At 36.9% G+C, this 26,522-nt stretch carries 25 protein-coding genes and 2 tRNA genes; 18 read left to right on the top strand and 9 right to left on the bottom strand.

The genetic code is table 11. From position 1 onward, the window contains the following. The first annotated feature begins 217 nt into the window (after positions 1-217). The 3 genes from WC460_02710 (at position 218) to WC460_02700 (ending at position 3,735) form a co-directional block, all read left to right on the top strand. On the top strand, positions 218-2,860 hold the full coding sequence (locus WC460_02710; GenBank protein ID MFA5188247.1) for a lamin tail domain-containing protein: 2,643 nt from the start codon (positions 218-220) through the stop codon (positions 2,858-2,860). A 50-nt stretch (positions 2,861-2,910) separates the two neighbouring features. Next, the gene (locus WC460_02705; GenBank protein MFA5188246.1) at positions 2,911-3,258 is read left to right on the top strand and encodes a four helix bundle protein; all 348 of its coding nucleotides are present in this window, start codon (positions 2,911-2,913) and stop codon (positions 3,256-3,258) included. Positions 3,259-3,354: 96 nt separating this feature from the next. Further along, positions 3,355-3,735: a four helix bundle protein gene (locus tag WC460_02700; protein ID MFA5188245.1), complete on the top strand. Its 381-nt coding sequence runs from the start codon at positions 3,355-3,357 to the stop codon at positions 3,733-3,735. A 138-nt stretch (positions 3,736-3,873) separates the two neighbouring features. On the opposite strand, the gene WC460_02695 is transcribed toward WC460_02700, so the two are convergent. From WC460_02695 to WC460_02665, 7 genes are all read right to left on the bottom strand, one after another. Further along, a complete protein-coding gene (locus tag WC460_02695) occupies positions 3,874-4,131 on the bottom strand; it encodes a hypothetical protein (GenBank protein ID MFA5188244.1) in 258 nt (85 codons plus the stop codon). A 174-nt stretch (positions 4,132-4,305) separates the two neighbouring features. Next, positions 4,306-4,938: a hypothetical protein gene (locus tag WC460_02690; GenBank protein ID MFA5188243.1), complete on the bottom strand. Its 633-nt coding sequence runs from the start codon at positions 4,936-4,938 to the stop codon at positions 4,306-4,308. 53 nt (positions 4,939-4,991) lie between these two features. Next, positions 4,992-5,738 carry a ZIP family metal transporter gene (locus tag WC460_02685; protein ID MFA5188242.1) on the bottom strand — a complete coding sequence of 249 codons (747 nt, stop codon included), beginning with the start codon at positions 5,736-5,738 and terminating at the stop codon, positions 4,992-4,994. Between the two features lie 108 nt (positions 5,739-5,846). Next, positions 5,847-5,932, bottom strand: a tRNA-Leu gene (locus WC460_02680). Between the two features lie 43 nt (positions 5,933-5,975). After that, positions 5,976-6,473, bottom strand: coding sequence for a YbaK/EbsC family protein (locus tag WC460_02675; protein ID MFA5188241.1), 498 nt, complete (start codon positions 6,471-6,473; stop codon positions 5,976-5,978). Between the two features lie 53 nt (positions 6,474-6,526). Then, positions 6,527-6,599 (bottom strand) — tRNA-Gly (locus WC460_02670). A gap of 95 nt (positions 6,600-6,694) precedes the next feature. Then, positions 6,695-7,438 (bottom strand): helix-turn-helix domain-containing protein, encoded by a 744-nt coding sequence (locus tag WC460_02665; GenBank protein ID MFA5188240.1) that lies wholly within the window; start codon positions 7,436-7,438, stop codon positions 6,695-6,697. Positions 7,439-7,696: 258 nt separating this feature from the next. Here WC460_02665 and WC460_02660 point away from each other — a divergent pair, with 258 nt between their 5' ends. The 6 genes from WC460_02660 to WC460_02635 all read left to right on the top strand — a co-directional run bounded on the left by WC460_02660 (position 7,697) and on the right by WC460_02635 (position 11,727). Next, positions 7,697-7,879 carry a hypothetical protein gene (locus WC460_02660; protein MFA5188239.1) on the top strand — a complete coding sequence of 61 codons (183 nt, stop codon included), beginning with the start codon at positions 7,697-7,699 and terminating at the stop codon, positions 7,877-7,879. A gap of 149 nt (positions 7,880-8,028) precedes the next feature. After that, positions 8,029-8,400, top strand: coding sequence for a hypothetical protein (locus WC460_02655; GenBank protein ID MFA5188238.1), 372 nt, complete (start codon positions 8,029-8,031; stop codon positions 8,398-8,400). Between the two features lie 141 nt (positions 8,401-8,541). Further along, positions 8,542-8,916 carry a hypothetical protein gene (locus WC460_02650; GenBank protein MFA5188237.1) on the top strand — a complete coding sequence of 125 codons (375 nt, stop codon included), beginning with the start codon at positions 8,542-8,544 and terminating at the stop codon, positions 8,914-8,916. Continuing rightward, positions 8,900-9,433 carry a hypothetical protein gene (locus WC460_02645; GenBank protein MFA5188236.1) on the top strand — a complete coding sequence of 178 codons (534 nt, stop codon included), beginning with the start codon at positions 8,900-8,902 and terminating at the stop codon, positions 9,431-9,433. The genes WC460_02650 and WC460_02645 overlap by 17 nt, the downstream gene beginning before the upstream one ends. Before the next feature lie 84 nt (positions 9,434-9,517). Continuing rightward, on the top strand, positions 9,518-10,555 hold the full coding sequence (ruvB, locus tag WC460_02640) for a Holliday junction branch migration DNA helicase RuvB (protein ID MFA5188235.1): 1,038 nt from the start codon (positions 9,518-9,520) through the stop codon (positions 10,553-10,555). 602 nt (positions 10,556-11,157) lie between these two features. Beyond that, positions 11,158-11,727, top strand: a complete 570-nt coding sequence (locus WC460_02635) for a PH domain-containing protein (protein ID MFA5188234.1) — start codon at positions 11,158-11,160, stop codon at positions 11,725-11,727. Positions 11,728-11,790: 63 nt separating this feature from the next. Here the strand turns inward: WC460_02635 and WC460_02630 are convergent, their stop codons facing one another. After that, on the bottom strand, positions 11,791-12,399 hold the full coding sequence (locus WC460_02630; GenBank protein MFA5188233.1) for a hypothetical protein: 609 nt from the start codon (positions 12,397-12,399) through the stop codon (positions 11,791-11,793). Positions 12,400-12,416: 17 nt separating this feature from the next. Further along, positions 12,417-14,597 (bottom strand): SpoIID/LytB domain-containing protein, encoded by a 2,181-nt coding sequence (locus WC460_02625; protein ID MFA5188232.1) that lies wholly within the window; start codon positions 14,595-14,597, stop codon positions 12,417-12,419. Between the two features lie 523 nt (positions 14,598-15,120). Between WC460_02625 and WC460_02620 the strand changes: the two genes are divergently transcribed. The 9 genes from WC460_02620 (at position 15,121) to WC460_02580 (ending at position 26,390) form a co-directional block, all read left to right on the top strand. Beyond that, entirely contained in the window at positions 15,121-16,575 is a 1,455-nt protein-coding gene (locus tag WC460_02620) for a flippase (protein ID MFA5188231.1), read from the top strand. A 276-nt stretch (positions 16,576-16,851) separates the two neighbouring features. After that, a complete protein-coding gene (locus tag WC460_02615) occupies positions 16,852-19,191 on the top strand; it encodes an N-acetylmuramoyl-L-alanine amidase (protein MFA5188230.1) in 2,340 nt (779 codons plus the stop codon). Positions 19,192-19,197: 6 nt separating this feature from the next. Beyond that, positions 19,198-19,533 carry a hypothetical protein gene (locus tag WC460_02610; GenBank protein ID MFA5188229.1) on the top strand — a complete coding sequence of 112 codons (336 nt, stop codon included), beginning with the start codon at positions 19,198-19,200 and terminating at the stop codon, positions 19,531-19,533. Positions 19,534-19,753: 220 nt separating this feature from the next. Further along, positions 19,754-20,623 (top strand): UTP--glucose-1-phosphate uridylyltransferase GalU, encoded by an 870-nt coding sequence (gene galU, locus WC460_02605; protein MFA5188228.1) that lies wholly within the window; start codon positions 19,754-19,756, stop codon positions 20,621-20,623. A 169-nt stretch (positions 20,624-20,792) separates the two neighbouring features. Continuing rightward, positions 20,793-22,169, top strand: a complete 1,377-nt coding sequence (locus WC460_02600) for an extracellular solute-binding protein (GenBank protein ID MFA5188227.1) — start codon at positions 20,793-20,795, stop codon at positions 22,167-22,169. A 199-nt stretch (positions 22,170-22,368) separates the two neighbouring features. Continuing rightward, positions 22,369-22,611 carry a four helix bundle protein gene (locus WC460_02595; GenBank protein ID MFA5188226.1) on the top strand — a complete coding sequence of 81 codons (243 nt, stop codon included), beginning with the start codon at positions 22,369-22,371 and terminating at the stop codon, positions 22,609-22,611. Between the two features lie 172 nt (positions 22,612-22,783). Next, a complete protein-coding gene (locus WC460_02590; protein MFA5188225.1) occupies positions 22,784-23,713 on the top strand; it encodes a pilin in 930 nt (309 codons plus the stop codon). Between the two features lie 113 nt (positions 23,714-23,826). After that, complete coding sequence (locus WC460_02585) at positions 23,827-25,581, top strand: pilin (protein ID MFA5188224.1); 1,755 nt, start codon at positions 23,827-23,829, stop codon at positions 25,579-25,581. Between the two features lie 32 nt (positions 25,582-25,613). Next, the gene (locus WC460_02580; GenBank protein ID MFA5188223.1) at positions 25,614-26,390 is read left to right on the top strand and encodes a pilin; all 777 of its coding nucleotides are present in this window, start codon (positions 25,614-25,616) and stop codon (positions 26,388-26,390) included. Positions 26,391-26,522: the final 132 nt, after the last annotated feature.

Here is a 26,522-nt window from a genome sequence, read left to right as displayed (position 1 = left end):
GTTAAAAATTTTTAACAAAAATCCGCCTCTTTTATCATTCCGCATATAATGATGAATAGATGATTCTTCGCCTTGCTCTAAAGAACAAGGGAGGTTTTTGTTTTCCTGTGTGTATAAATCATCTAATCATTTCTAACAAAATCTCAGCCCAAATTAATATTGACCCTAAAATTTTGTTTGCTATGCTAAAAGTATAAATAAAATAAAAATAAAATCTATGAAAAACAAAAAACAAAGATTTGCGGTCCTAACTTTATTATTGTTGGGATTTTTTAATTTCCCGATTTATGCTTACGCTGCTGATTCTGATATTGTCATCTCAGAAATCGGCGCATATGAAACAAGCGACAATGAATGGGTGGAAATTTATAATAAAGGCGCAGAACCGGTTGATTTAACTAACTGGAAATTTTACGAAGACCAGACTAATCACCGCTTAAGCGCATTCCAAAACGATTTAATCATTGATCCAGGTGAATATGCCATCATCGCCAACAAAGCTGATTTGTTCAAACAAAAATATTCTGACTTTACTGGCACAATTATTGATAGCTCCTGGTCCAGTTTGCGCGAAGATGGCGAAGAAATTGGCTTAAAAAATTCTGCCGGCGAAACCATTGAAATTTTTACTTATTTGCCTTGCCCTGACACTTCTTTGCAAAGAGTTGATTTAAATTTAAATGATTATACAACGGCTAACTGGCAAGTTCATGCCGCTGCCAATTCCGCTGGCAAGGCCAATGAATTTCCAAATCAGCCTCCGATTGACCCGCCGCCGGCTGATGACCCGCCGCCCGATGACGATCCTCCGGCAGATGAGCCTCCCACAGACGACCCGCCGCCTGATCAACCGCCGGCCGATGATCCTCAACCGGAAGACAATCCCCTTGCTTCAACCTCAAGCAACAGAAAAATTGTTTCCTCCGGAACCTTAGTAATTAATGAGTTTGTCTCAGATCCGGCTGATGGAGAAGTGGAATGGCTAGAACTTTACAATAAAAATATTTTTGATATTGATTTGGCCGGCTATACAATCACTGACGGCTCAGGCGCGCAAACCAATCTGACTGGTACAATCGGCTCAAATTTTGATAATAAATTTCTGGTCATTGAGAATCCTAAGGGCAAATTAAATAATAGCGGCGATGCCATAATTTTAAAAGATGATAAAAATAATATTATTGATGCTGTCTTTTACGGCAACTGGGATAATGGCTTCCCCGAGAATAACGCGCCTGTCGCCAAAGACCCAGATTCCACAGCCAGGATTTTTGACGGTGCTGAAACTTTCAATAATAAAAATGACTTCGCAGTTACCCAAACACCGACTAAAGGTGAAGCAAATATAATTTCTTTAACAGAGGAAGAAAAAAGTAAAACAGCGACTGAAACAACAGACAAAGAAAGCAAGCAAAAAATTAAAGATAAAATTGTTATAAATGAACTTTTTCCTAATCCGCCCGGTTCTGACCTGGAATTTGAGTTCATTGAATTAAAAAATACAGGCGACCAAGAAGCAGACCTAAAGGGTTGGCAAATTCAGGATGCAAGTAAGAAAAAATATAGAATTTCTATAAATGATTTTACAACAACCATTCTCAAACCCAATGAATTCTTAGCTATTGAAAGAAAAATCAGCGGCCTGGCTTTAAACAATGACAAAGAAACTCTAAAATTAATTTCCCCTGATGATAAAACCATTCAAACAGTAAAATATAGCGAGGATGAGAATGTGCCAGAAAATACTTCTTATATCCAAGATGAAAATGGCTACTGGTTTTGGACAATTACGCCAACCCCGGGCAAAGAAAATGTTTTGACCAAGTTAAACCATGCGCCGGAAATTAATCTTGATTGTCCTAAGACAGCCAATATTAATGAAATAATCACCTGTGATGCTTCAGATTCATTTGATCTGGAAGATGATGAATTAAATTTTACCTGGCAAATAGAAGACCAATCTTATGCTTCTGTGATTGCCCAGCACCAATTCAAACAAAAAGGCACCTATTCAATTACTTTAATAGTGAGTGATGGACAGCTGGAAACTAAAGAAGCCCAAAAGATTAAAATTACTGCAACTACAGAATCAAGCGGGAGTGAAGTTAGCGCCCAAACAGCCAAAAGCACTGCTGTAAAAAGTACTGCTAAAAAATCAAGCGCAAAAAAAGTCGTCTCAGTTGATTTAAAAGATATTAAAAATTTGGCTGTTGGCACATTAGTCAAAACCCAGGGCGTTGTTTCAGTCCTGCCAAATATTTTTGGTAAAACCATGATGTATGTAGCTGGTTCTGGCATTCAGGTTTATATGTCAAAAGCTAACTGGCCTGATCTGAAAATCGGGGATTTAGTGGATTTAAACGGCACCTTGAGTGAAGCCTTGGGTGAAAAACGAATTAAACTGGCGTCTGCCCAAGATATTAAAGTTATTTCAAATCAAGATCCGCCACAACCAAAAATTATAACCTCTCAAGAAATTAACAATGATCTAGTCGGTTATTTAGTACAAATTACCGGACTGCTTTTAGATAAAAATGGCTCAAAATTTATGATCAAAGATGAAAGCGGGGAAGCGGAAATTTATTTTAAAACTAATACCAAAATCAACAAAGCTAATTTTGCTGAAGGAGATAATTTGAAAATTACCGGCATCTTGAGTAAAAATAATGAAGAATACAGAATACTACCTCGGTCTGAAGCAGATATTGAAAAACAAATAATCCCTGCCCCTGAAGCCTCCACGCAAATTCCACCCAATAAATTAGGAAATTCGGTTTTGAAATACTTAATTGCATCTGCTGTGTTTTTGGCACTAAGTTTGGCTGCGGTCATATATAAATTCCGAAAGCCAAAAACTTAACTATGAATTATGAACTATGAGATATGAGATTTATTATTAATTAATTCAATATGGATACCGAAATAAGAACCTACAATTTTGCGATCAACACAATTAAATTAGTGAATCAATTCCCAAAGACTACGGCCGCCTTTATTATAGGCAAACAATTAATCCGATCTGGAACGTCTATAAATTCAAACATAATTCACGCAAAAAATTCTTTAAGTAAAAAAGAATTTACTTATTACTTAAATATTTCAAGAAAGGAGGCTAAGGAGACCAAAAGTTGGCTACTAATGTCAATTGATGCTGATTTAATAAAGAAAGAAAGAGCATCTAAATTATTAGATGAAATCGAAGAAATAATCAAAATACTAGTCAAAAGTGTTAAAACATTACAAAAAAAGTATTATTAGCAACATCTCATATTTCATATCTCTTAGTTCATAATTAAATAATTAAAGGTCGAACTAATTAATCAAACCAAATCCTAAAAATTAAAAACAAAACCTATGCAAAAATACAAAGACATTTTGGAGAATTTTTCTGAGAAATTCCCCATTTTAGATAAAACCTATGACCTCTATAAAGAGGCTGGCGAAATCTCAAAAAATGAAGAAAACACTTTAAGAAAAAGTTCTGAAATTACAATCTTAGAAATTTTGGAACTCATTGTCATTGCCACCAGGCAAGGCAAGGAGGAAAAGAAACACACTTTAATCCAGGCTCTGAGAAAGCTAGACACGCTGAAAGTTTTTGCCAATATGGCCAAGGATTTAAAAAATCTTAGCGAGGCAAAATATAGTGAAATCCAAGAAGCTTTAAATTCTGTCGGCCAAATGCTGGGCGGCTGGTTAAAGGCAGTCAATGCGCCTGCAAAGGAGGCGAAATAAAAAAACATTTTAAATTTAAAAGCGGACCGAAAAAACATCGGACCGCTTTTTTTATGTAAAAAAAGAACCCTTCTTGGTGAAGGGCTCCAAATGGAGATTTTGGTGGGATTTAAAGGGGTAGAATAACCCCTGGTTAGGCTAGGCTGCTACTAATTCTGGGTTAAAAGGCAATTTTTTGTCTTTCAAACATTGCTCTCGGAACCAGGCAACTTGCTTTTTTGCAAAACGTGAACTGGACAGATCTTTAGCTTGTTCATAAAGATGGCTGAGCTGCAGCCATATCCTGGCTGATTCCTCATTGCCCAAGTCGCCAACTCGAAGTCTTTCTTCGAGTTTTCCAATAGCCATTTTCAAAGCTTTTTTATCATACCTCTCAACAATATCATCTATAGTCATGTTGTCTCCTCCTTGTCAAGTTGTTAAAAGGAAAGTAAATCACTTTACAATCCATTATATTAGCACAAACATACCACTTTGTCAAGGCCAAAACCCAAATTAAACTATTATTTTGACTAATTTTAGCAAAAAAACTCGCCTTTTAGCGAGTTAATTACTTATATTTAAATGAATTTAAAATTTGGTATAGCCAGCTTGCTTTAGTACATTTAACACCTGCTCTTGTGATGAAGTCGCTTTGTCCCAGGTTTGCGCCATAATGCTTTGCCAGCCATTTTTAGATATGTAATTGGCAACCCAAAACAATTGTTTATTTATTTTTTTATAATGATATTCATCACCCAAACCCATCATGTGCCCTGCCTCATGAGCCGCGTTTAATCCCGTAGTATAAATTGTCCATTCACCCTGGCTGTTTTGATTACTGTTAGGCACTGATAAAGTGGAGTCAGAGATATTACCGCGCTGATTTCTATCTGTCTCCACAACCTGATAACAATGCGCGCTGGGAAAATCATTGCAGGTTTTGCCTCCTGGTATTTTATCTAAAGTAAAAATAAATTTTGCCTGGCATTTTTCATTTTTATAAGCGTGCCAAACCTGGTTCATGCCATTTTGCCACTCTGCCAGTAATGAATCCGCCAAATCCTGTGCTTTTGGCGTCTTAAAATCAAAGACCATCTTTACTTTTATTTCGTACTGGCAATCTGCTTTTTCTTCAATTCTAGTTTTGGCAAAAGCCTTGGAACTAAAAAAAATTGAGATTAAAAAAATCAAGACAAAAGTGAAAAAAAGCTTAAATTTCATAGTTAAAAATTTTTTATGTCTTGATGTTATAAATAAGTCCACAAAAAGTCAAATTAACCGCCGATAATTTTTATTAGGAGCATAAAGATCAAAGCCAGTAAAAAAACAAAAAAATGGTAAAATGAACTCTTTGCTTTAATTTCTTTCTGTAATTCAGGTATTAAATCAGTGGCTGCAATGTAAATGAATCCGCCGGCTGCAGCAGGCAATAAAAGATTGTTTAAACCTGCAACAGAATTAATTAACAAATAGCCTATTATTACGCCTAAAATTGCAATTAATGCCACTAAAAAATTATAGCCAAGCATTTTTGATTTTTTCATGCCAGAATAAAGCAAGACGCCAAAGTCGCCCATTTCTTGCGGGATTTCATGGGAAATGATAGAAATAGTAGTTACAATTCCCAAGGCAGTATTGACCATAAAAGCTGAAACAATAATCAGGCCATCAATAAAATTGTGGATGCCATCACCGATTAAATTCATATAGCCCAAATGGCTATTATCATGACAATCTTTATCATGGCAATGATGCCAGCGCAAAAATTTTTCTAAAATGAAAAAGAAGCAAAACCCTACCAGCAGATAAGCAAAAACTTGTAATGAATTTTCCTGTTCAGCTAAAGCCTCTGGCAACAAATGAAAAAAAGCGCCGCCGATCATAGCGCCGGCTGAAAAGCTGACTAAATAAAAAATAATTTTTCTGGAAAAATTTTCCTGCCACAGCAAAAGAAAAAAAACCGCCAAGCCGATTAGGCTGACTATCAGTCCGGAAATTATGGCATAGAATAAGGCTGTCATATAGTTTATTATAGCTAATTTTGCTAAAAAAACAAAAAGACCCTCAAAAAGAGAGTCAATCTGTTTATAAAAGTAGTAAAAGAACACTTCTTCAATTTAGAAGAATAGTGCCGAGGGCGGGACTCGAACCCGCACGGAGGTTTAACTCCAAAGGATTTTAAGTCCTTCGTGTATACCAGTTTCACCACCTCGGCCAGTTAGTAGCAACGGCTATTCGCCTTAAAAAGCTTTTTCAATCTATTGATTAAAGCCTGTGATCTCTTGCACATTATTACCAAGAGAGTTAAATACTTTCTTTAAATCTGATCCTTTTGCTTGCACTGTTTTTGTTGGAACGACTGGACTAAACAGCATCCATTCCTGATCGTAAATCTTAGGGTCTACATAAATATCGTATTGGGCATCAAATCCAAAAGGATAAGCACACCCTGGTTTAGCACCGAAATACTCGCTTAATTCTTCTGGAGTAGACAATCTAACTTTATTCACCCCAAGTTTTTCTTTAATTGCATCAAAATTAACTCTTTCTCCTTGCAGCGTGACATAAATAATTAGTTTTTCGCCTGCCTTTAGTACCAAGCATTTCATCTCTGTTCCAAAAAATCCTGTCTCTTTTTGTACTTCAGCTAATTCTTCGTAGGTTAAAGCTTCTCTATGGGAAAACAATTTATATTCAACTTGATTTCTATCAAGCAAATTGATTAGTTCCTCGTAAACGCTGTTTCGATCAATCATATATTATCTCCTGTCTTTTCTGATAACTTTTTGTTTATTTTTGAAACTTCTTGAGCGGGTGACCGGATTTGAACCGGCGACCTTTTCCTTGGCAAGGAAACGTTCTAGCCACTGAACTACACCCGCTTGATTAAATTCCAAATGACAAAACCCAAATAACAAAAATTGGGATATTTATAGATAAAATTATTTTATACTATTTATTTAAAAAAATCAAGGGTTTATTCCAAGCCCTCTGCGCCTCTCCAAGCCAGCTCAAAAATTGCCCTTTGCGCCCTGGCAATTTCTTCTGATTCAATGATCATGGCAAACATTTCCTTGCCATAACTGGCAATCGCAATTTTATTGGCGTAAATATTGGTTTCATTATTGACCGGAAAATCCTTATGATCTAAAAGTCTGACAGTGCGTAATTGCTCCTGATTTTTCGCCATATATTCCATAATGCCCTTTTCTTTTTTATATATCCCCCTGAATCTGATTCCCTTAGCTACTCTTTCGGCGATATACTCATCTGAATATTTAGGCAAATACTGCAATATTCCTTCACCCACATAACCCAAAATCTCATCCCCTTTTTTCAAACTTTTTAAACTGTCATTGTACATTTCTTTAATACCTTCTTTGCCTTCAAAATATTTAATGGTTGGCTTAATTTTCGGCGCATTATATAAATTTTCCAGTTCAGGCAAAATCGCCTTGATATTCTCTTCTTTTTCTTTGGCTTTCTTTAATAATCTTCCTGGATCAGCAGGAAAATAATATTTTTTCTTGGCTTTTAAAGATTTATAAACCAGCCCCTCATTTAAGAGCTGGCTTAAAATATCATAAACAGTGGGCCTTTTTAGTCCCACTTTTTTGGCAATGGAATAAGCAGTTGCCCCGCCCATTTCCAAACAAGCCAGATAGATATCTGCTTTTTTGCCAATAATATCAATTTGTTCTAAAGCTTCTTTGGTATTCATGTGGATTTCCGAGGTTCGGCCTCCAATTTGGAGGCCGAACCTCTGTTGATAATATTCGTAAAATTCCGACTACTAATTGAAGTATAGCATATTTGGCAAATTTGTCAATATAATTAGCCATTTTAGCCATATTTAATGTTTTAATTTATCTATAATAGGCGGTAATCATTGACTAAAATTAAATTCCCAGATATAATTTAATATCTTGCAAAATGGGCAAGGTGAGATCTTCACAAATCAACCAAAGGAGGAGCAGTAATGTGGGGAATTAAAATATTTTCGCAAGCTTTACTTTTTGTAGGCGCAATCAGTCTACTACAATGGGAATCATTTGGGGCCGAAGCCCTACCTGCTATAAAAACCCTATTTCTAATGACAATATTCTTTGGAGCATGGTGGGCTGTCCTATTTTACGCAGTAAAAAAAGCAGGCGAAGGATAACAAGTATTTTCAAAAAAATAGACAACTCATGGGCGAAGCCGTTATGCAACCCGCCCCCTTTTTCCAGGCCACGATAAAGTATCGCGGGCTGAAAATTGGTTTGTAACTTTGACAACTTAAAAAGGCGCAAAGCGCCGAAGGAGAAAAAAATGAAGATCAATAAAAAGTCCTGGCATTATCGTTTAATCTATTGGAGCGAGGGGAGGGATTTTCGTTTCCCGCCCACCTGCGAAGAGCTTGACGGCAAGATGCCTCAAACGCTATGCTCGTATCTTTATAGCATCTTGGCTATATTTTGTTCAATCTTCGTGACTATGTTTTTAACTGTTGGGTCTTTGGCTATCGTGATAACGGCTATTTTGACTCACCCCCAAGAAGCCAAGCTTACTCTTATAACATTGCCAACATTCTGCGTTTTAGCTGTCCTAGCTTGGATAGTCTATAATTTGATCATTGATTTTATTTGGAAACCAATCCAAAAACGGCTGCGTAATCACTGTCCAAGAATAGACTACGAGTAAAATATTATCGGACAATCACACATCATTCCGGGCGACTCCGAGTCGCCCCCTTTTTCCAGGCCGAGACAAGTTGTCGCGGGCTGAAAATTGGTTTGTAACTTTGACAACTTAAAAATGCGCAAGGCGCCGAAGGAGAAAAAAATGACAAATCAAGAACAAAAACCTGACAAAAATGTGCGCGAAGAAAAAATTCACCCCACAATTATTAAACTAGCAAAAATTGCTCTCAAGGAATATTTGGTTAATTTACCAGCAGATACTTCTGTTTGCTACGAAGATATTAAAAGTGCATTACAACTAAGAAATGTTTACCTAAACTGGTATGATACTGCCCAAATTATACTGCCCATGATAACTGGTAAAACCAAGGTTAGAGACTTTCGTTTTTGGTTTCGGAAAATGGATGATAAAGGCAAAGCTGATTGTTTAACTATCTGGCCAGTCATATCGACTAAAGACAGTGGCAAAGCCAGCTGCGAAGCGGCCGAAGGAGGAAAAAATGAAGCACCTAAATAAGCTAACAGGAAAAAAGGTTATTGAAACTATTATTGAAGAAAGCGATGGGAATATTCTTCGCGATATAATTTTACTTTGGGGCAGTAATTTCAACGTCCTTAGTTTAAAAGCGCGGAGTATATTGATGGACAAATTTTTTAGCAATAAGCCGAGTCTTTTTGACTATACAGACAGGGCATGCAATGGAGAAAACAATTTTACCTGGGAGGCTCGGGCAGATTGCAAGGAAGAAAATCAAAGGGCATTTTTTGCGTGCCTGCACCTGAAATATTCTTTTCCTCCGCCAGACGACAAAATTATTGAAAAAGCCTTAAAAATAGGCGGAGAAAAAACAGCGCGCAATATTTTTAAAATAATAAGGAGGGACCCTAAAAAAATAATACTTTTCACTAAAGAAGCAAAAAAAGTGATAAGAAAATATTTATTCATTGGGGGAAATGAAGAAAGGATACTGGAAAACGAGAATGATTATCAACGCGATTTTATAGAAGCAGTAAAGGCGCTTTGTGCAGAATAAAAAAACAAAAGGGATTACTTAGAGTAATTCCTTTTTAAATTGCCTTGTTTTTTTACTCAAAAACAGATAAGATAAAATTAAATTATGCCTAAAAAACAAGACCAAAACCGCATAGTTTCCACCAAAGAGTCAGCTGAAGAAGTAGCGTTTGAGAAATCTTTGCGGCCGAAAAAATTAAATGAATATATTGGCCAAAATAAAGTCAAAGATAATTTGGAAATTTTTATGGCTGCCGCTAAAAAGCGAGGCGAGCCAATTGAGCATGTTTTACTGCATGGCTGTCCTGGCTTGGGCAAAACAACTTTGGCCCATGTGATTGCCAATGAAATGGGCGCAAATATTAAAGTCACCTCTGGTCCAGCTATTGAACGGACTGGTGATCTGGCAGCGATATTAACTAACTTGGCCAATGGTGATATTTTATTTATTGATGAAATCCACCGTTTAAATAAAGTGATTGAAGAAGTGCTTTATCCAGCTATGGAAGATTATGCCCTGGATATTGTAATTGGCAAAGGACCAAGTGCCAGAACTTTAAGATTAGATCTGCCCAAATTTACCTTAATCGGCGCCACCACGCGCGTAAGTTTAATTTCTTCTCCCTTGCGCGACCGCTTTGGCGCCACTTTCAGATTGGATTTTTATCAGGATGAAGATATTAAAAAAATTATTGAACGCAATGCCAAAATTTTAGATACAGAAATTGAACCAATTGCCTGCCAGCTCATTGCCCAGCGCGCCAGAAAAACACCGCGCGTGGCCAACCGTTTACTCAAACGCGTTCGTGACTATGCCCAGGTTAAAGCAGATGGCAAAATTTCAGAACCAATGGCCAAAGAAGCCTTAGCTTTATTGGAAATAGATGAACTCGGCCTGGATGGAATAGATCGCAAAATTTTAGAAATTATTATTGAAAAATTCTCAGGCGGTCCTGTTGGCTTAAATACACTGGCCGCGGCCTCAAGCGAGGAAATGGAGACGCTTGAAGACATTTATGAGCCATTTTTAATGCAACTGGGTTTTTTAAATCGCACACCTAAAGGACGAACCGCGACTAAATTAGCCTATGAACATCTGGGCTTAAAACCAAGGCTTGAAAATTCCCAAAATCCCCTAATATAGAATTTAAATTTGTAAACTGCTAAAATAAGATTGGCTACTAATCTACATATTTACTACTAATCTACTAATAATTTCGCCAAATTACCTATTAGTATTATTAGTAGCTAATTCGTAGATTCGTATCCTAAAAACCATCTTGTAACGCACTGACCAAAAATCTATGATAGAGATTTCCATATCAGTCTATCTTATCCTCTATGGCATCCTTATAGGAATTTTTATTATTTTTGCCCTGATTAATCTCTACCATTTATTTGTTTTTGGGTTTCTCAGCTATTTAAGTTTTTTAATGACTTTTTTATTTCTAGCTGCAGTAACTTTAATTTTATTCATTACTTATAAATACGGCCTGCTAATTGACTGGTCTCAAACATTCATAATTTAAAACCCAACGAAACTACAAATTTAGTTACAAATGTTACGAAATTCATTTGTTAAAGGCACTTTAGTGAGTTATTTTGAATTTTTGACTTAAGCACCGTTCCTACCAAAACTTTTTGTAAATTTGTATCAAGATTTGTAAATTCGCTGGAGATAATGACAGCCAATAGTACAAATCGCAATAATTATCCATAAGTCAATTCCCCATTTAACAGTAAAATATGTTTATAGAAAATCAAATCCCTAACCGCCAAAAAGATGAAAAGCTGATCTTGTTTTTACGCAGGCACATCATTGTCCTGCTTGGCAAATGGCTGATGTATTTGTTTTTGGCTTTGGTGCCGGTAGCGATTTATTTTTTCCTGCAAAATTTTCAGCCCTGGATTTTAAATAACAAAAACATTTATCCCTTTTTATTTCTGCTAACCAGCGTCTATTACCTTTATACTGCCATGTTTTTATTCAGTTCTTTTATTGATTATTACCTTGATGTCTGGATTGTCACTGATCAGAGGATAATCAATATAGAACAGCGGGGACTTTTCAACAGGGAAATAGCTGAACAGGATCTGGACCGCATTCAGGATGTGTCTGGCTCCCAAAAAGGCGTTTTGCAAACATTTTTCAAATTTGGCGACGTGCATATTCAGACAGCAGGCGAAGTGCAAAAATTCATTTTCCGCCAAGTGCCTAAGCCCTTTGAAATAGTCAGAATTATAAATACCTTTTTAGAAAAACAGGACAAAAAATTTGAGCATCAGCTGGCAGAAAAGATTAAGCCTCAGGAATAAATTTTAATTTAAGAAAACAAAAAGAAGACGAACTCAATCGCCTTCTTTTTTATTTATATGCACTTATTTTTTAAGAGCATCTATTAGCTCCTGCCCAATGCTTTTAGACATGGCCTCAAATGACCTGCCTTGATCAAGCCTTTTCCAATCCTCACCATGTGCTTTTAATTGTTCCTGATATTCTCCGGGAAATTTAGCTTTAGCTAAATTTAAAACTGTCTGTTTTAAATTGGCAATTGCCCTATTAACATTATCAAGAACGACCTCTTTATCATAATCTTTTGATTCTGGCACAAACTCGGACGCATTAACATCAACTAAATTGTAAAGCTCCGCAACTAAAAATACTTCATTCAGATCTTCTTTGGCTAATGTTTCTAGCATCTCTTCTTGAAATTTTTCAGTGCCTTTTTCATACATTGATTTCCTAAAATTTTCCAGCATTAAAAAAATATATTTTAAAGCTTCCAAGCCTTCTTTAGATTCCTCGGAAACTTTTAGAGACTCCTCTTTAATCCATTTTAATTGTTCTTCCGCGTAATTCTTATACTTTTCAAGAACTTGGACAGGAACTTCTTCTAAATTATCATTTAGATCGAGTCTGTATGCACCATAAGCCTCTAAATTATTTTCTTTTTCGCCTTGAGGCATTTCTGGTGTAAATTTTGGCATACTTTTATATATTAATATTAATAAATCTTTTTCAGCTCAATTCCAGTGTAATAATATTTCAAAATCTGGTCAAAGGTGTAATTATAATAAACTGCTAAGTGCAAGGCGCCATGAGCTGAAAGGCCAACTCCATGTCCATACATTGTAGTTTTGTCATAACCAGCTGGTTCAGCTACTGAACGGCACCAAGCGACTGAGCTGCCGCCCCAAACATCTTCCCAATTTCTGGTATGGCCATCACTATATGAAAAATATGGAGTGACAACTACCTGGCCATTATATGTTACAACCTGACCTTTAGTTTCTTCTACCGCTTGTGAAACTTTTGGCAAACGTATCTGGGAATTATAACCTTTATACACCTGGTCATAAGTTGCATCTAAAGTATAATATTCAGCCGCATGTTTTGTGCCGCGATTATAATGATACATGGCATAGGTGCGCGCCGCAGTGACTAAAGCTTTCTGATATTCTAAAGGCGAATCATTGCTTGTTTCAGCTAAACCTTTCAAATAATTTTCCACAGCCAATTCATTAATCACCCATAACTTGTTAGTATTAGGACTATATCTGACTTCTATCGCACCTAAAAACTTATTATCATTTAAACTAGTGTTCCAGGCTGGTCGCCAATTTAAGGAGACTATTTCAAAAACTGTATTTGCTGAATCAGATTCAAAGCGTAAATATGAACTTGTGGCTAAATTTGTACCATTAGCTACTAAGCTATAAGTTCTAGATGAAAAATTAAAAGTAATTTGGCTTTGAATGTTGGCTGGAACTGTAGCCAAAACAGTTTGAGTTTGGTCTTTTACTTTATATGAATAATTGGCAGTTATTGTAATTGGGTTACTAGTAGAATATAAGCCAATTCTAACTAAAGGCCCGTAACTTGAATCAACCACAGGAGTTGGATTAGGTGTTGGTGTAGGAATTGGCACAGGAGCTGGCGTTGGTGTAGGCGCGGGCACAGGTACTGGACTTGGCTGCAGATTAATATATGAAGTACCTTCATTTGTCACGCTAATCCCAATTTTCAAGCATTCATCAATCAAACGCTGGTCAACCATGGCAGCTTTAAAATCAGCAGGCTTAATGCTTAAACAAATTTCAGCCAAGCCAACCGGCTTGTTTTGATTACCCGCTGCAATAGTAGCATTGTTAGTTGATGGACTAGTATTTGTCTTAGTTTTTGCGGCAACTACCTTGATAACAATTTGAAATTCACTGCCGGAAATTTTTGTTTTGCCATCACGCGCTAAAACATAATTAAATTTATATGTGCCCAAGCTGCTGGGCGCTGTTAATGCGGTGTAAAAATAACCTATTTGGCCAGGCTTATTTTCTAAAGCTGCTAACGAGGCTTTAAAAGCCAAACCGCTGGAATCCACTCTGCGCAATTCAACTTTGCCTGAACCTGTTTTTTGCCAAACGCTTGAACCATTATTTTTGAACCCGACTGAAAAATCCATCTTTTCGCTTTTTGTCATTTCAAAATCATTCTGCGACTGAATCATTTTAATGGCTTCAGCGCTGGAATTTACGACTGCCAAACTTGCCACGGACTGGCTTGACGCAGTGGCAATGGCTTGACTGGCAATTGTTGAACTTGCTACTGATTTACTAGCAACTACCTTGATAACAATTTGAAGTTCGCTGCCGGAAATTTTTGTTTTGCCATCACGCACTAAAACATAATTAAATTTATATGTGCCTACACTGCTGGGCGCAAGTAATGTAGTGTAAAAATAACCGATCTGACCCGGCTTATTTTCTGCACTGGCTAAAGAAGCTTTAAAAGTCAACCCGCTGGAATCCACTCTGCGCAATTCAACTTTGCCTGAACCTGTTTTTTGCCAAACGCTTGAACCATTATTTTTAAACCCGACCGAAAAATCAATCTTTTCGCTTTTTGTCATTTCAAAATCATTCTGCGACTGAATCATTTTAATGGCTTCATTTTCAGCTGCTAAAACTCGATTAATAGCCAAAGGATTAATTAAAGAAAAATCAGTATTGCCTAATGGCACTCTGATTGCTTGATCTAAGCGGGACAAGAGCTGGGAAATAACAATGATAATTAAAAAAGCTATGATAATGCTTATCAAAAAGTCAATCTGCGACCTTTTTTTTATCACAGCTTTGTTTTGCAGTTGGTTATATTTCCAGCCAAATAAATAGGCAGTTTGATTTTTCATAGGTATTTTTTTATTTTTGTTTTTTTTGAATGCTAATCTACGAATAATGCGAATCTGCGAATTTCGAAAGACTGAGGACTTTACGTTATAAATTGGGGCAGAGTTGTATTCGGATTTTAAATATTCGCCTGCCTGCCGTAGCTCCAAAGGAGCGAAGGTAGGTGGCATTTGCATTAAAATATTATTCGCATTTTTATATTATAATTATACCATTTATGTCAAGCCCATTCAATGAAAAACCCTCTTTTGTATAAAAATTTTGTTCACTAATTTTAGGCTAATTTTATATAAGGATTTAAGTCTGTATCTAAAAATATGAGTTCAATTTATCAGTTTATTTAGTACCTAATTAATTTCCGAACATTTATTAAAATCGTTCTTTTTGTTATGATTACCTAAAGGAAATCCCATCTTACCCCCTTTTACTTGTCATCCGAAGTTTTCCTGCCTGCCGAAGTTTCAACGAAGGCAGGAGCGTAGGATGACCCTTCTTACTCTTTTTCCTCATCTTACCCTTATACATATGAGTTTAACCCAAAAAATTGCCCACAATACACTTATCCAATTCAGCGGTAAAATAATTGGCACTATTTTAGGCGTGCTGACTATTGCTATTATGACTCGCTATCTGGGGCAAATTGGTTTTGGCCAGTATTCAACCATTACCGCCTTTTTACAATTTTTTGCTATCCTCGTAGATTTCGGCCTCTCAGTAACAGTAGTCCGGCTAATTTCCGATCCGCATTATGACCAGCAAAAAATAATTAATAATGTTTTTTCCCTGCGTTTTATCAGCGCCTTTATTTTTTTGGGCCTGGCGCCTTTAGTGGTTCTATTTTTTCCTTATGATAATCTGATTAAACTCGGGGTGGCTGTTACCACTATCTCATATTTTTTCTCTGCCCTGAATATAATTATTATTGGCCTGTTCCAAAAAAAATTAAAGATGCTGGGCGTAACTTTTGCTGAAGTGGCGGGACGCATTGTGCTTTTAGCCTTGGTTTTTATATTCGCCCTTTTAAACAAAGGACTTCTTTTTATAATGCTGGCCGTAGTACTCGGCAGCTTTATAAATTTTTTATTAAATTATATTTTTGTTTTAAAGTATATCAAAATTTCTTTTGCCTTCAACTGGACTATCTGGAAAAAAATTATAAAGACCACCTGGCCCATTGCCATTACCATTGCCCTAAACTTAGTTTATTTCAAAGCTGACACTATTATTCTTTCATTATTTCGCTCGCAGGCAGAAGTAGGAATATATAACGCGCCTTATCGAGTCCTGGAAATCCTGACAAATTTTATCTATTTATTCATTGGCTTAATTTTCCCAATCTTAACACTGCACTGGGCGCAAAAAAATTATGCGAAATTTAAAGAAATTTTCCAAAGCACCTTTGATGCTCTGATAATAATTGCCGTACCCATGGTTTTTGGCACTTTATTTATTGCCAAAGATTTAATGGTTTTAATTGCCGGCCCTGATTTTACTGATTCCGGTATTATCTTAAAAATAATTATTTTTGCTACTGCTATTATTTTTATTAATTCTCTGTTTGGTTTTACCGTGGTCGCGATTGATAAACAAAGAAAAATGGTAGGGGCCTATATTTTCGTGGCTATAGTGTCTTTAGCCGGCTATCTGATAACGATTCCAATTTATGGCTATTATGGCGCTGCTGCCTTTACCATTGTTTCTGAAGCTCTAATTTTTATTTTCAATTTCCTGGTTACTTACCGAACGATTAAGTTTTTGCCCTCAATTAAAATTTTGTTTAAGGCGACCTTGGCTTCAATTGTAATGTCAATTTTTTTATACTTATTAGCTGGTCAAAACGTCATTTTACAGCTAATTTTGGCGACTTTAATATATTTGATAACTTTATATTTTATGAAGGGTTTTTCTAAAGAATTAGCGGCAGAAATACTTAGCCTTAAAAGTCAGCCAGAAACTGAAAAAATTGACGGTTCTATTTAATAATTACATATTTTAGCTACTTTGAAGCTAAAATTAGCAAAAATAAATCTTCCTGCTCTTTACAACTTAAAAAAAATATGCTATAATTATAATACCTACAAAAATACAAATTCTTCACAAAAACTACAAAATTTTCCATATTATTCCGATTTGAGAGTTGAAATTATTAAAACCCTAAAATTTTCTCCATTTATCCCTCTCAAATCATTAATTCTCTTGTTTTTTGTATAATTTGTAAATAAATTCGTAATTTTGTAGGATTAAAATAAAAACAAAATGAAACCTAAAATTAGAACAAAATTGGTTATTTTTATTGTTTTATGCTGGTCAATAGCCTTTATTTTCGCTTTAGTTAGCGCAAAAACTACTTCTGAAGTAAAAGAAGGCAATCTTTTAGTAAATGAACCTGGAAAAAATGGTTCTTTTTTTATTTCTAGTAATAACAAAACAGACACAAATGAGGTCATTTCCCCTATTTTAAAGGCTGATTTTCCATTTAATGCCTTATACGTAAAAATGGAAGACCCAAGCTTGTCTCAAAATACCCAAGATTTCCAACTTTATATGCGATTTTTAAATGAAAATTGGACTGAATGGTTTCAAACGGCCTTAGACGATGATAGCCAAGGCAAAGATTCCAGCCTGCCAGTTTTGATGAGCCAGATGATACCTACTAAGCTCACTGATTCATTTCAGTACAAACTTATTTTTAATAATAAAACTGCTAAAGACTCATTAAAAAATTTACAATTTATCTATTTAGACACGACCAAAGGACCAAGCGGTAATTTCCGTATCAGTACTCAAAATAACAATGATGATTTACATATTATTTCTCGGGCTGAATGGGGAGCTAATGAAAGTTACCGCTACGACGCAAATGGCCAGGATTTATGGCCAGAAGAATATTACACGCCACAAAAATTTGTCATCCACCACACAGCCGGAGAAAAAGCTAATGTTGATCCCAAATCAACGATTCGCGCTATTCAATATTATCATGCTAAAGTCAGGGGCTGGGGCGATATTGGCTATAACTACTTAATTGATTCCAAGGGCAATATTTATGAAGGCCGAGCTGGCGGTGAAGGCACTGTGGGCGGCCATGCTTATTTGAGAAACAGGAATACGATTGGCATTGCAATTTTAGGCTGTTATGACACGGCCCTAAATAGCAAGAATAAACCAGACTGCAATACTCCTGATAATTTAACTGAAGCAACTAAAATTGCCCTGGATAAATTAATCGCTAAAAAATCTCAAGAATTTAATATAGACCCTTTAGCCACCAGTGAATTTCATGGCCAAATTTTGCCCAATGTACTTGGCCACCGTGATGTTGGTAGTACGACCTGTCCGGGAAATTTAATTTATGATCAGTTGCCGCAAACCAGGCAGTTAGCTTATAACTTACTGCAAGATTATGGCGGTTATCAAAAACCATTGCCCAGCGCAGCTGAATTTGTCAGCCTGAGCGCCAAAGATCTAAACATTGAGGAAACAAAAACCGCTGATGTTTATGTAGAATTTAAAAATATCGGCCAGGCAGTCTGGCGCGGATACGAGGATAATTATGTTTATATTTCTGATGCCAGTTTAAAAAATAAATTAACTAAAATTGATTCTGTTAAAATAGCTTTAACTTCTGATAAAGATGGGGAGCTTGCTAACCAAACTTCCAGCCAGACAGTTTTTAAATTGCTTGGCGGGAATGTATATCCCGGAGAAATTGGCAAATTCAAATTAGTCTTAAATCCTCCACAAGATAAAAAGACTGAAACCAAAAATTTTACATTAGCCTGGCAAAATAAAGGCTATTTCCCCAATACAGATTTTTCAATTGCCCTAAATAAAATCGCCTGCCAAACTTGTAATCAAAATACTAATCCCGTGGCAGAAACTTACAATGCAACTTTAAGCCAATCAAACTTAGCCCAACAAATGGCATCCGGCAGCATGGCCACGGTTAATCTCCAATTTAAAAATACAGGCAATGTCGCCTGGAATAAGAGCAAATTAAAGCTAAAGATTGTTTATGAAAAAACTAATATCTCTCCTTTTAGAAATGATTCGTGGCATACTGAATGGGCAGATATTCCACCTCAAGAAACAATAATTTACCCTAATTCCAGCGCGAATTTTGAGTTTAAATTAAAAGCGCCGAATGTCCTAGCTACATTCCCCCATACTCTAACTTTAAATTACGATGACAACCAAATTTACCAATTAGACCAGATTATTGAGGTCACTTCTCCCTATGCAGCCCAAATTACAGTTAATACCCTGCCCCAGACAGCCAAGCCAAATTCCCGGCCAAAAGTTACAATAACTTTTAAAAATACCGGCACTAAAACTTGGACTAATCTGGCTTTAAAAAGCTATGATCTTGATTACACAAATTCCTGGTTTAAAGATTGGTCATGGCTTGATAGCAAAACAGTTAAAAAAATTAAAACAACAGTAAGCCCCGGAGAAGATATTACCTTTTCCTTTCGTCTTTTGGCCTACTGGAAACAAAATACCTATCCGCAATTATTTAAGCTCATGGATGGCAAAAATGAAATCTACTTAGACGGCAAGAAAGAATTAATTGCCTATACCAAAGTAGCCAAATAAAAATTTATGGAAAAACCAAATCTGCCAGAGCGAAAAGAACAATTTGAAAAACTGGACTTAAAAATAATTCCGCCGCAGCTTGATAAAAATTACATGATTGCTTATGACTGTAAGACAAAACTTCAATGCCAGGCTTACAGATATGCTGTAAATAAAGTATTAGAAGACGCTCATCTAAAACCTTTTCATCAGGTTGGTGAATCACCCGATTCAGTTGGTTATCATGCTTTTGAATGCTGGAAAGCTGATAAAGACCCGGCCTTTGCACATAAAATTTCCAGTTTAATTGATAAAATACACGACATAGCAAAAGAGGAATTTTTATTTTATAGAGACTTCTAAAGTACAAGTCTTTGGGTTATTTGATGGCAAAAAAACAAATTCATCTATACAACAAAAAAGAGCTCCTAAAATAACCACTGATGACCAAATAAAAATTGTCCCGCGCGCGGGACAATTTTTATTTATTTTTACCTTGTTTTATGGTATTATATAAACAAATTCTGGATTATAGACAACTGTATTTCAGAATTCATAATTCAGAGTTCGGAATTTAATCTTTATGGACAAAATCAAGAAAGCCATTATCCCGGTCGCTGGTTTTGGCACGCGCTTTTTGCCAGCCACCAAAGCCATGCCCAAGGAAATGCTGCCGATTATTGATAAGCCTGTTATCCAATACATAGTGGAAGAAGCGGTTGCTTCCGGCATAGAAGACATCATTTTAGTCACGGGCGCTTCTAAACGAGCGATTGAAGACCACTTTGATTATAATTATGAATTGCAGAATTGGTTAAAAAAACAGGGCAAAGAAGAACAGCGGGAAGAAATTAAAAGGATTGCTGATCTGGCAAATTTTATTTATATCAGGCAAAAAGGCCCTTATGGCAATGGCACGCCGATTTTAAATTCTAAGAAAATAATCGGCAATGAACCATTTGCCGTAATCTTTGGCGATGATCTTTTTATAAATAAAAAAAAGCCCAGGTTAAAACAGCTGATTGAAGTTTTTCAAAAATATCACGATCCTGTTTTAACTGCTATAAAAATTGACGATGAGGGCACAAAAAAATATGGAGTAATTGACGGGGTAGAAATTGAAAAAAATATTTACCAGCTCAAAAAAATTATTGAAAAGCCAGGTCCAGACAAAGCGCCCAGCCGAATTGGCACTCTTGGCGCCTATATTTTAACTCCGGATATTTTTGAAATTTTGGAAAAAACTAAAATTGGCCAGGGCAATGAGCTTTGGCTGGTTGATGCTATTTTTAATCTTTCAAAAATACGTCCGATCTATGCTTCACTTGTTGAGGGAACTTATTATGACACTGGCTCTAAGCTCGGCTGGCTGCAGGCCAATGTTGATTTTGCTCTAGAGCGCGCAGATTTAAATAAAAATTTTATAAAATATTTAAGGACTCTAAAAATTTAGGTCCATTCACAAGGTTATAGTTAGATGGCCAGTTTTGTCAGAAGGTAAAATTTTAAGTCTTACACTTAAATCACTTTGCTATAACCTTAACCTAAAATGGCTTCATTAAACTAACCCAAAACATTACTCATTTCATAATTCATATCTCATAATTCATAATTTAAATATTATGCTCAAATTTCTCCAAAACAAAAAACTAGTTATCGTTATGGTTATCCTCATAGTTTTAATAACCACTGGCGCCAAATGCCAAAGCTTGCCTGCTAACACAATTGCCGGCAGCCCAAAGCCTGTGACCTTAGAATATTGGAAAGTCTATGAGGAAAGCTTCAATATCTCTGACTTAATTTCTAATTATCAAAAGCAATATCCTTATGTGACAATAAACTTTAAAAATTTCACGCCAGAAGAATATGAGAATGAGCTGCTTAAAGCTTTTGCTGAAGACCGCGGCCCTGATATTTTTTCTATCCACACGACCTGGATGAAAAAATATCAGAGTTTAAATTTGCCTATGCCGGCTGAAATCACCATGCCCTATACTTACCAAAAAGGCACTTTCCAAAAAGAAACTTTTACTGAAATGCGCCCGCAAAAAACCTTAACTTTGCGTGATATTAATAATCTTTTTCCTGATGTAGTTTATAATAATCAGGTCATTAATAACCAAATCTATGGCCTGCCTTTGAGCATTGATACCTTGGCTTTATTTTTTAATCGCGACCTTTTAAATAATGCTAATATTGCCAGCCCGCCCAAAACTTGGGATGAATTTCGCGATCAAGTGATAAAACTTACAAAATTGGATAGCCGAGGCAATATTATCCAATCAGGCGCCGCGCTTGGTACAGCTAACAATGTTGAGCGTTCTACAGACATTTTGAGCCTGCTAATGATGCAGGCTGGCGCAATAATGACCAATGACCAGGGCGTGGCAACCTTTGCCGGCTCACCGCCCAATTATACTCGTGAAACACCGCCAGCAGCTGAAGCTTTGGATTTTTACACGAGTTTTGCCTCGCCTACAAACCAAATCTATACCTGGAATGACACGCTCCCTAATTCTTTGGCCGCATTTATGGCAGGTAAAACCGCTTTTTTCTTTGGCTATGCCTATCAGATACCGCTAATCAAAGCGCAGGCGCCTAAGCTAAATTTTGAAACGTCAACAATGCCGCAAATCAGTGAACCATCTATAAATTTTGCCAATTACTGGGTTGAAACTGTAGCCAAAAAAAGCCTGCATCCGAATGAAGCTTGGAGCTTTATCAATTTTATAACTACCAATGCTGATAGCAACAAAAAATTCCTGGAAAAATCCCGCCAGCCAGCAGCCTTGCGCAGTTTAATCTCCAGCCAGACTGATGACCAGGAATTATCAGCTTTTGTTAATCAACTTCTTACTGCAAAAAGCTGGTACAAAGGCAGGGATGAAAATGCGATGGAAGATATTTTTAAAACAATGATCAACGACAATCTGGCTGGCTTGCAAAAATCAGTTGAAATTATTAATCTCGGCGCGCAACGAGTAAATCAGACCCTTTAATGAAAGCCAAAGGCTAAATTAGCAATGACAAAAGACCAAATTAAAAAAACAAAAAAATCTAAAAATATAAAATCTAAAAAATAAAAACAAAAGCTATGAAGTACGATCTAGAGGAAAGGACTTTAAAATTTGCTAAAAATTGCATTGATCTATGCAAAAAAGTTGAAAAAATATAATTAATAACGAGCTGATTAAACAGTTGATTAGAGCTGCTTGTTCAGTCGGTGCAAATTATCGAGAAGCAAATGACACTATCACAAAAAAAGATTTTATTCATAAAATTGGCATTTGCAGAAGAGAGGCTAAGGAAAGTAAATATTGGTTAGAATTAGTTTCGCACTCAAATCAGACTTTTAGGAATGAAATAGAGCTTTTGGCTGATGAAGCTCTGCAATTAGCCAGAATTTTTGCCAGCATGAGCCCGATTAAGAAAAAGAATTAAATTGGTTTTGATATTAATCATTTTGATTTTTAATTTATTTTGTCTTTTGCCTTCGCAAACCGTAGTTTGCTACGGCAAACGAAGGTTTGTGTTTTGTCTTTTGAATTTAAACATTTAGCCATTTAACCATTTATATAGTATTATTATAGTATAACCTAGCTCAAATATTATTATGAAAAAAACAATCTTTTTCAGCAGTTTTCTTTTTTTAGCTTTAATCTTGTTGCCCCATCTAGTCCTAGCTCAAGCTAGCCCGATTTTACCTGATTGCGCCTCAACCGGCCGTTGTTCGCTCTGCGATATAATTCAGACCGCTATTAATTTCGGCTATTTTCTTTTTGGCATAGTAGGCGCCTTAGTCCTGCTTTATTTTTTTTATGGCGGCTTTAGAATGCTGATTTCCGCCGGCCGGTCAGATGAAATTAAAAAAGGCAAGGATATTTTAGTTAATTCAGTTGTCGGGCTGATGATTGTTTTTCTGGCCTATTTTGGCGTTAATTTTATTATCAGCGCAGTCACAGGCGGCTGGAACTGGGCTGGCAATTTAAAATGCGCTCCCTTGCCAGAGCCAACTGGCTGGACTGCTCCGCCAGCAGGCCAGGGTTCAGGCGGAGGCCAAACTCAAGGTGGCACCACGCCAGCAGAAACTCCTGCAGTCCCCCCAGTAGCACCATCAGTACCATGTACTAACAAGGCAGGAACTGGAACGACTTGTAAAACCATAGCTGAATGTACAAATGATTGTTTTTGCACAGGAGCTGAATGTGTTAAAAAACGGCCAATTGGCGGTTATCCTTGCACAAAAAATGAACAATGCCTGAATGGTTACTGCAATTATGACCCAAATGTTATGTTCTGCGTGGCGCCGGCTGGCAGCCAGCCAGAAGGTCAGTTTTGTACTGATCTTAATGAATGCCAAACTGGCTTAGTCTGTATAACTGATACAACTGACGCTGTCGCTGCCCAAAAAACTTACTTTGGTAATTGCCAAACGAAGCTAGATCCAGGAGCTAAGTGTGCGGCGCGTGCCTTGCCGCATGCTATTGGAAACGCTTATGAGATCTGTAAAGGCACTTGCAATTCAAACGGTGTTTGCCAATAAAAAGAATAACACTTGTTATCAATCAACCATTTAGCCATTCAACAATTTATCAGTTTAATAATTTGCTTATTCATAGATTCGCATTACATTTGTAAATTAGCATTTATACCTTTATGAAAAAAATTATCTATGTTGCAATTTTTACAGCCATTTTCTGTTCTGGTTTAATATTGGCTAAAGAAGCAAAGGCTTTCACTGCCACGCCTGAAGGTACAATAAAAGATTCCAGCGTTTCATGTTCAGGCGATCTGGGAGGAATTTGCGTAAATTATCTTGAAGATCAAAACACTGGTCTTTCTACCGTACCCTGCCCAAAAGATATGCCCACGGTAGTTGCAGGTACTGCTTGTAAATTGCAAAATGCAGGCTGTTGCGTAAAATCATGCAGTACAGACGGAGGAGTTTGTCAGGGCTGGACAGATTTAATAGTTAAATCCTATATTTGCACCAGTCCCGCAGGTTATACAATCTATTGCACGCCTATTTATCCCCCAGCTGATCAGCCAACCCCGCCAGATTGTGTTGTCTCAACTGGAGGAGCTTGCACCCCTGAAGAATGCAACCTTGCTTTAAGTGCAGGCACCTGTATTCCAATATATAATCTTGAGAATAGCCAATTCACAACCGCAAGCCAAAGTTATGATTATTTACGAGATTGTTATGTTGTTGATTCCCAAGTTAACCAATTAAAAGCCTGCGTAAAACCCATTGGCAGTAGTGGCACGGGGACGTCATTGCCAGGTTCTAGCCAATGTACTGATTTTGCCGGCGCTCATTGTTCTAAAACATGTACTAGCCAAGAAACAGCATATACTTCCAATTCTTCCGGAGGAGATATCGGTTGCACTGATAGTCTTCCAAAATGCTGCATTACAACTTCTGCCACTTGCAAACCCACTGGCCAATGTAAAAGCGACTGCGCAACCGGAGAATCCAGTCTTGGCTCTGATTTTATTGATTGTTATTCTACGGCATCTTCTTCTATCCAAAAATGTTGTGTTAATCCACAGGCGGCAACAAAACCCGCTGGTTCCACAACCACTCCTCGTATTCCCCAGGCTCCCTCAGGGACTGGCGGACTTACTATAGACATTAATCCAATCAAAGGTGTTGGTGATATTAAAGCTGCAGTTTTTATTGGCCGAATTATTCAAACCATCCTAAGCATTATCGGCGCAATTGCCTTATTAATGGTTATTTATGGCGGTATAATCCTTTTAACTTCCAAAGGCGGCGAAGGCGTAAAAAAAGGCAAAGATATATTAACCTGGTCAATCATTGGCATTGGTGTGATTCTGGGCAGTTATGCTTTGGTCAGTTTTATTTTAACTGCCATTGGTACCGGTACAAATACATCTACGACTGGAACTTCTGCCACAACAACGACAACAACTGCCCCCTCAACTCCGTCTGGAACAAGTACCGACATCTGGCTAGTTAACCGACCTGGAGATTGTGTTGGACAAGGTGGTGTATGTTTAAATGTTAATCCAGTAGATAATTCTTGGTGTACTCCAGCCGCAAATACTACAGCGCCATCACAGTCAGAATTAGGCCTTTGTGCCCAGGCAACTGCCTACAATTTACATTATAATTATGATACAAGGACAATAGGTTGTGGAACAAATCAAGTATGTTTTTGGATGCCTGCTCCGCCTACAACAACTACAACTTTGACAAAAGATAGCAATGGTTGTTATTTGCCAAATAACGCTGGCAATTGCACGCCTGGCACATCAGCAAATTTCTGTTGTGATTGCGGAATTGCTCCTGGCACTGAAAATAGAACCTGCAAAGCAGGCAAAGCAGCCAGCGCCCAAAATTCTACAGGGCATTGTGGTAAAGAGGACGTATGGTGCCTGCCTTAAAACTTTTTAAACTAACTTCTTAAAAAAGCCCCATGAAGAAATTTCTAAAAAAACACAAACTCCTCCTATTATTGATCTTTTTTAGCTGCGCCTTATTAATTAGTAATGCTGCTTTAGCAGCCAACGCGCCTGTGAGTTTAACTGATGTCAGTCCTGTGGGAAATTTAACCGGCGCTGCTGGCGTGGCTACTTTGATCGGCCGCATTATCCGAGCCTTTTTAGGCATTATTGGCGCAGTTGCCTTGCTAATGTTTGTGTACGGCGGTTTTCTAATGCTTACTTCTGCAGGAAAATCAGATGCAATCAATAAAGGCAAGACGGTTTTAGTCTGGGCAGTGATCGGCATTGCTGTGATTTTAGGCAGCTACATCTTAACTAATTTTATTTTAACAGGCATCACTCGCGGCATTGTTCCACAAGCCCCAAGTTCAACAGGCGGAACTACGCCTGCCACGACTTTTACCCCGCCTGATCTTTGCGCTAAAACTTTTGGCGCAGAATGGAGCTGTGTTGCAAATCCTGATTCTGCCAAATATTATATTCAAAATCAAACCTATATTAGCTGCCCAAATGCAACTGACAAATGCGCCCGCCTCAAACCGGAAACCAATGAAACTTTATTAGATACTAATTGTTCAACTGTTTGCAATAATTTTTGCGCAAACCACCCAAATTGCACAGCTACTTGCGTCTCAAATGTTTCTGTTTGCAATAACCCTGTCAACCTGTCAGAAACTTGGGATAATATCAAAGAGTGCATTGATAAGCCAGAAGGCGTTCCTATTTGTTGTTGCAGCTCATCAATTTAGCCTGATAAGAGCTAAAAGACTAACAAATTAATTTAATTTGCCTTAAAACCTAAAAAATATTATAATTAAGGTATAGTAATTTAACAATTTATATATAATTAATAATTAATTCTTCAATGCTTAGATTTAATA

This window comes from Patescibacteria group bacterium, from assembly GCA_041651155.1.
In the GTDB taxonomy this organism is placed as follows: Bacteria; Patescibacteriota; Patescibacteriia; order CAIXNZ01; family CAIXNZ01; genus JAPLYF01.
The sequence above is the reverse complement of the archived record's forward strand: the minus strand, read 5'-3'. Positions and strand labels throughout refer to the sequence as shown.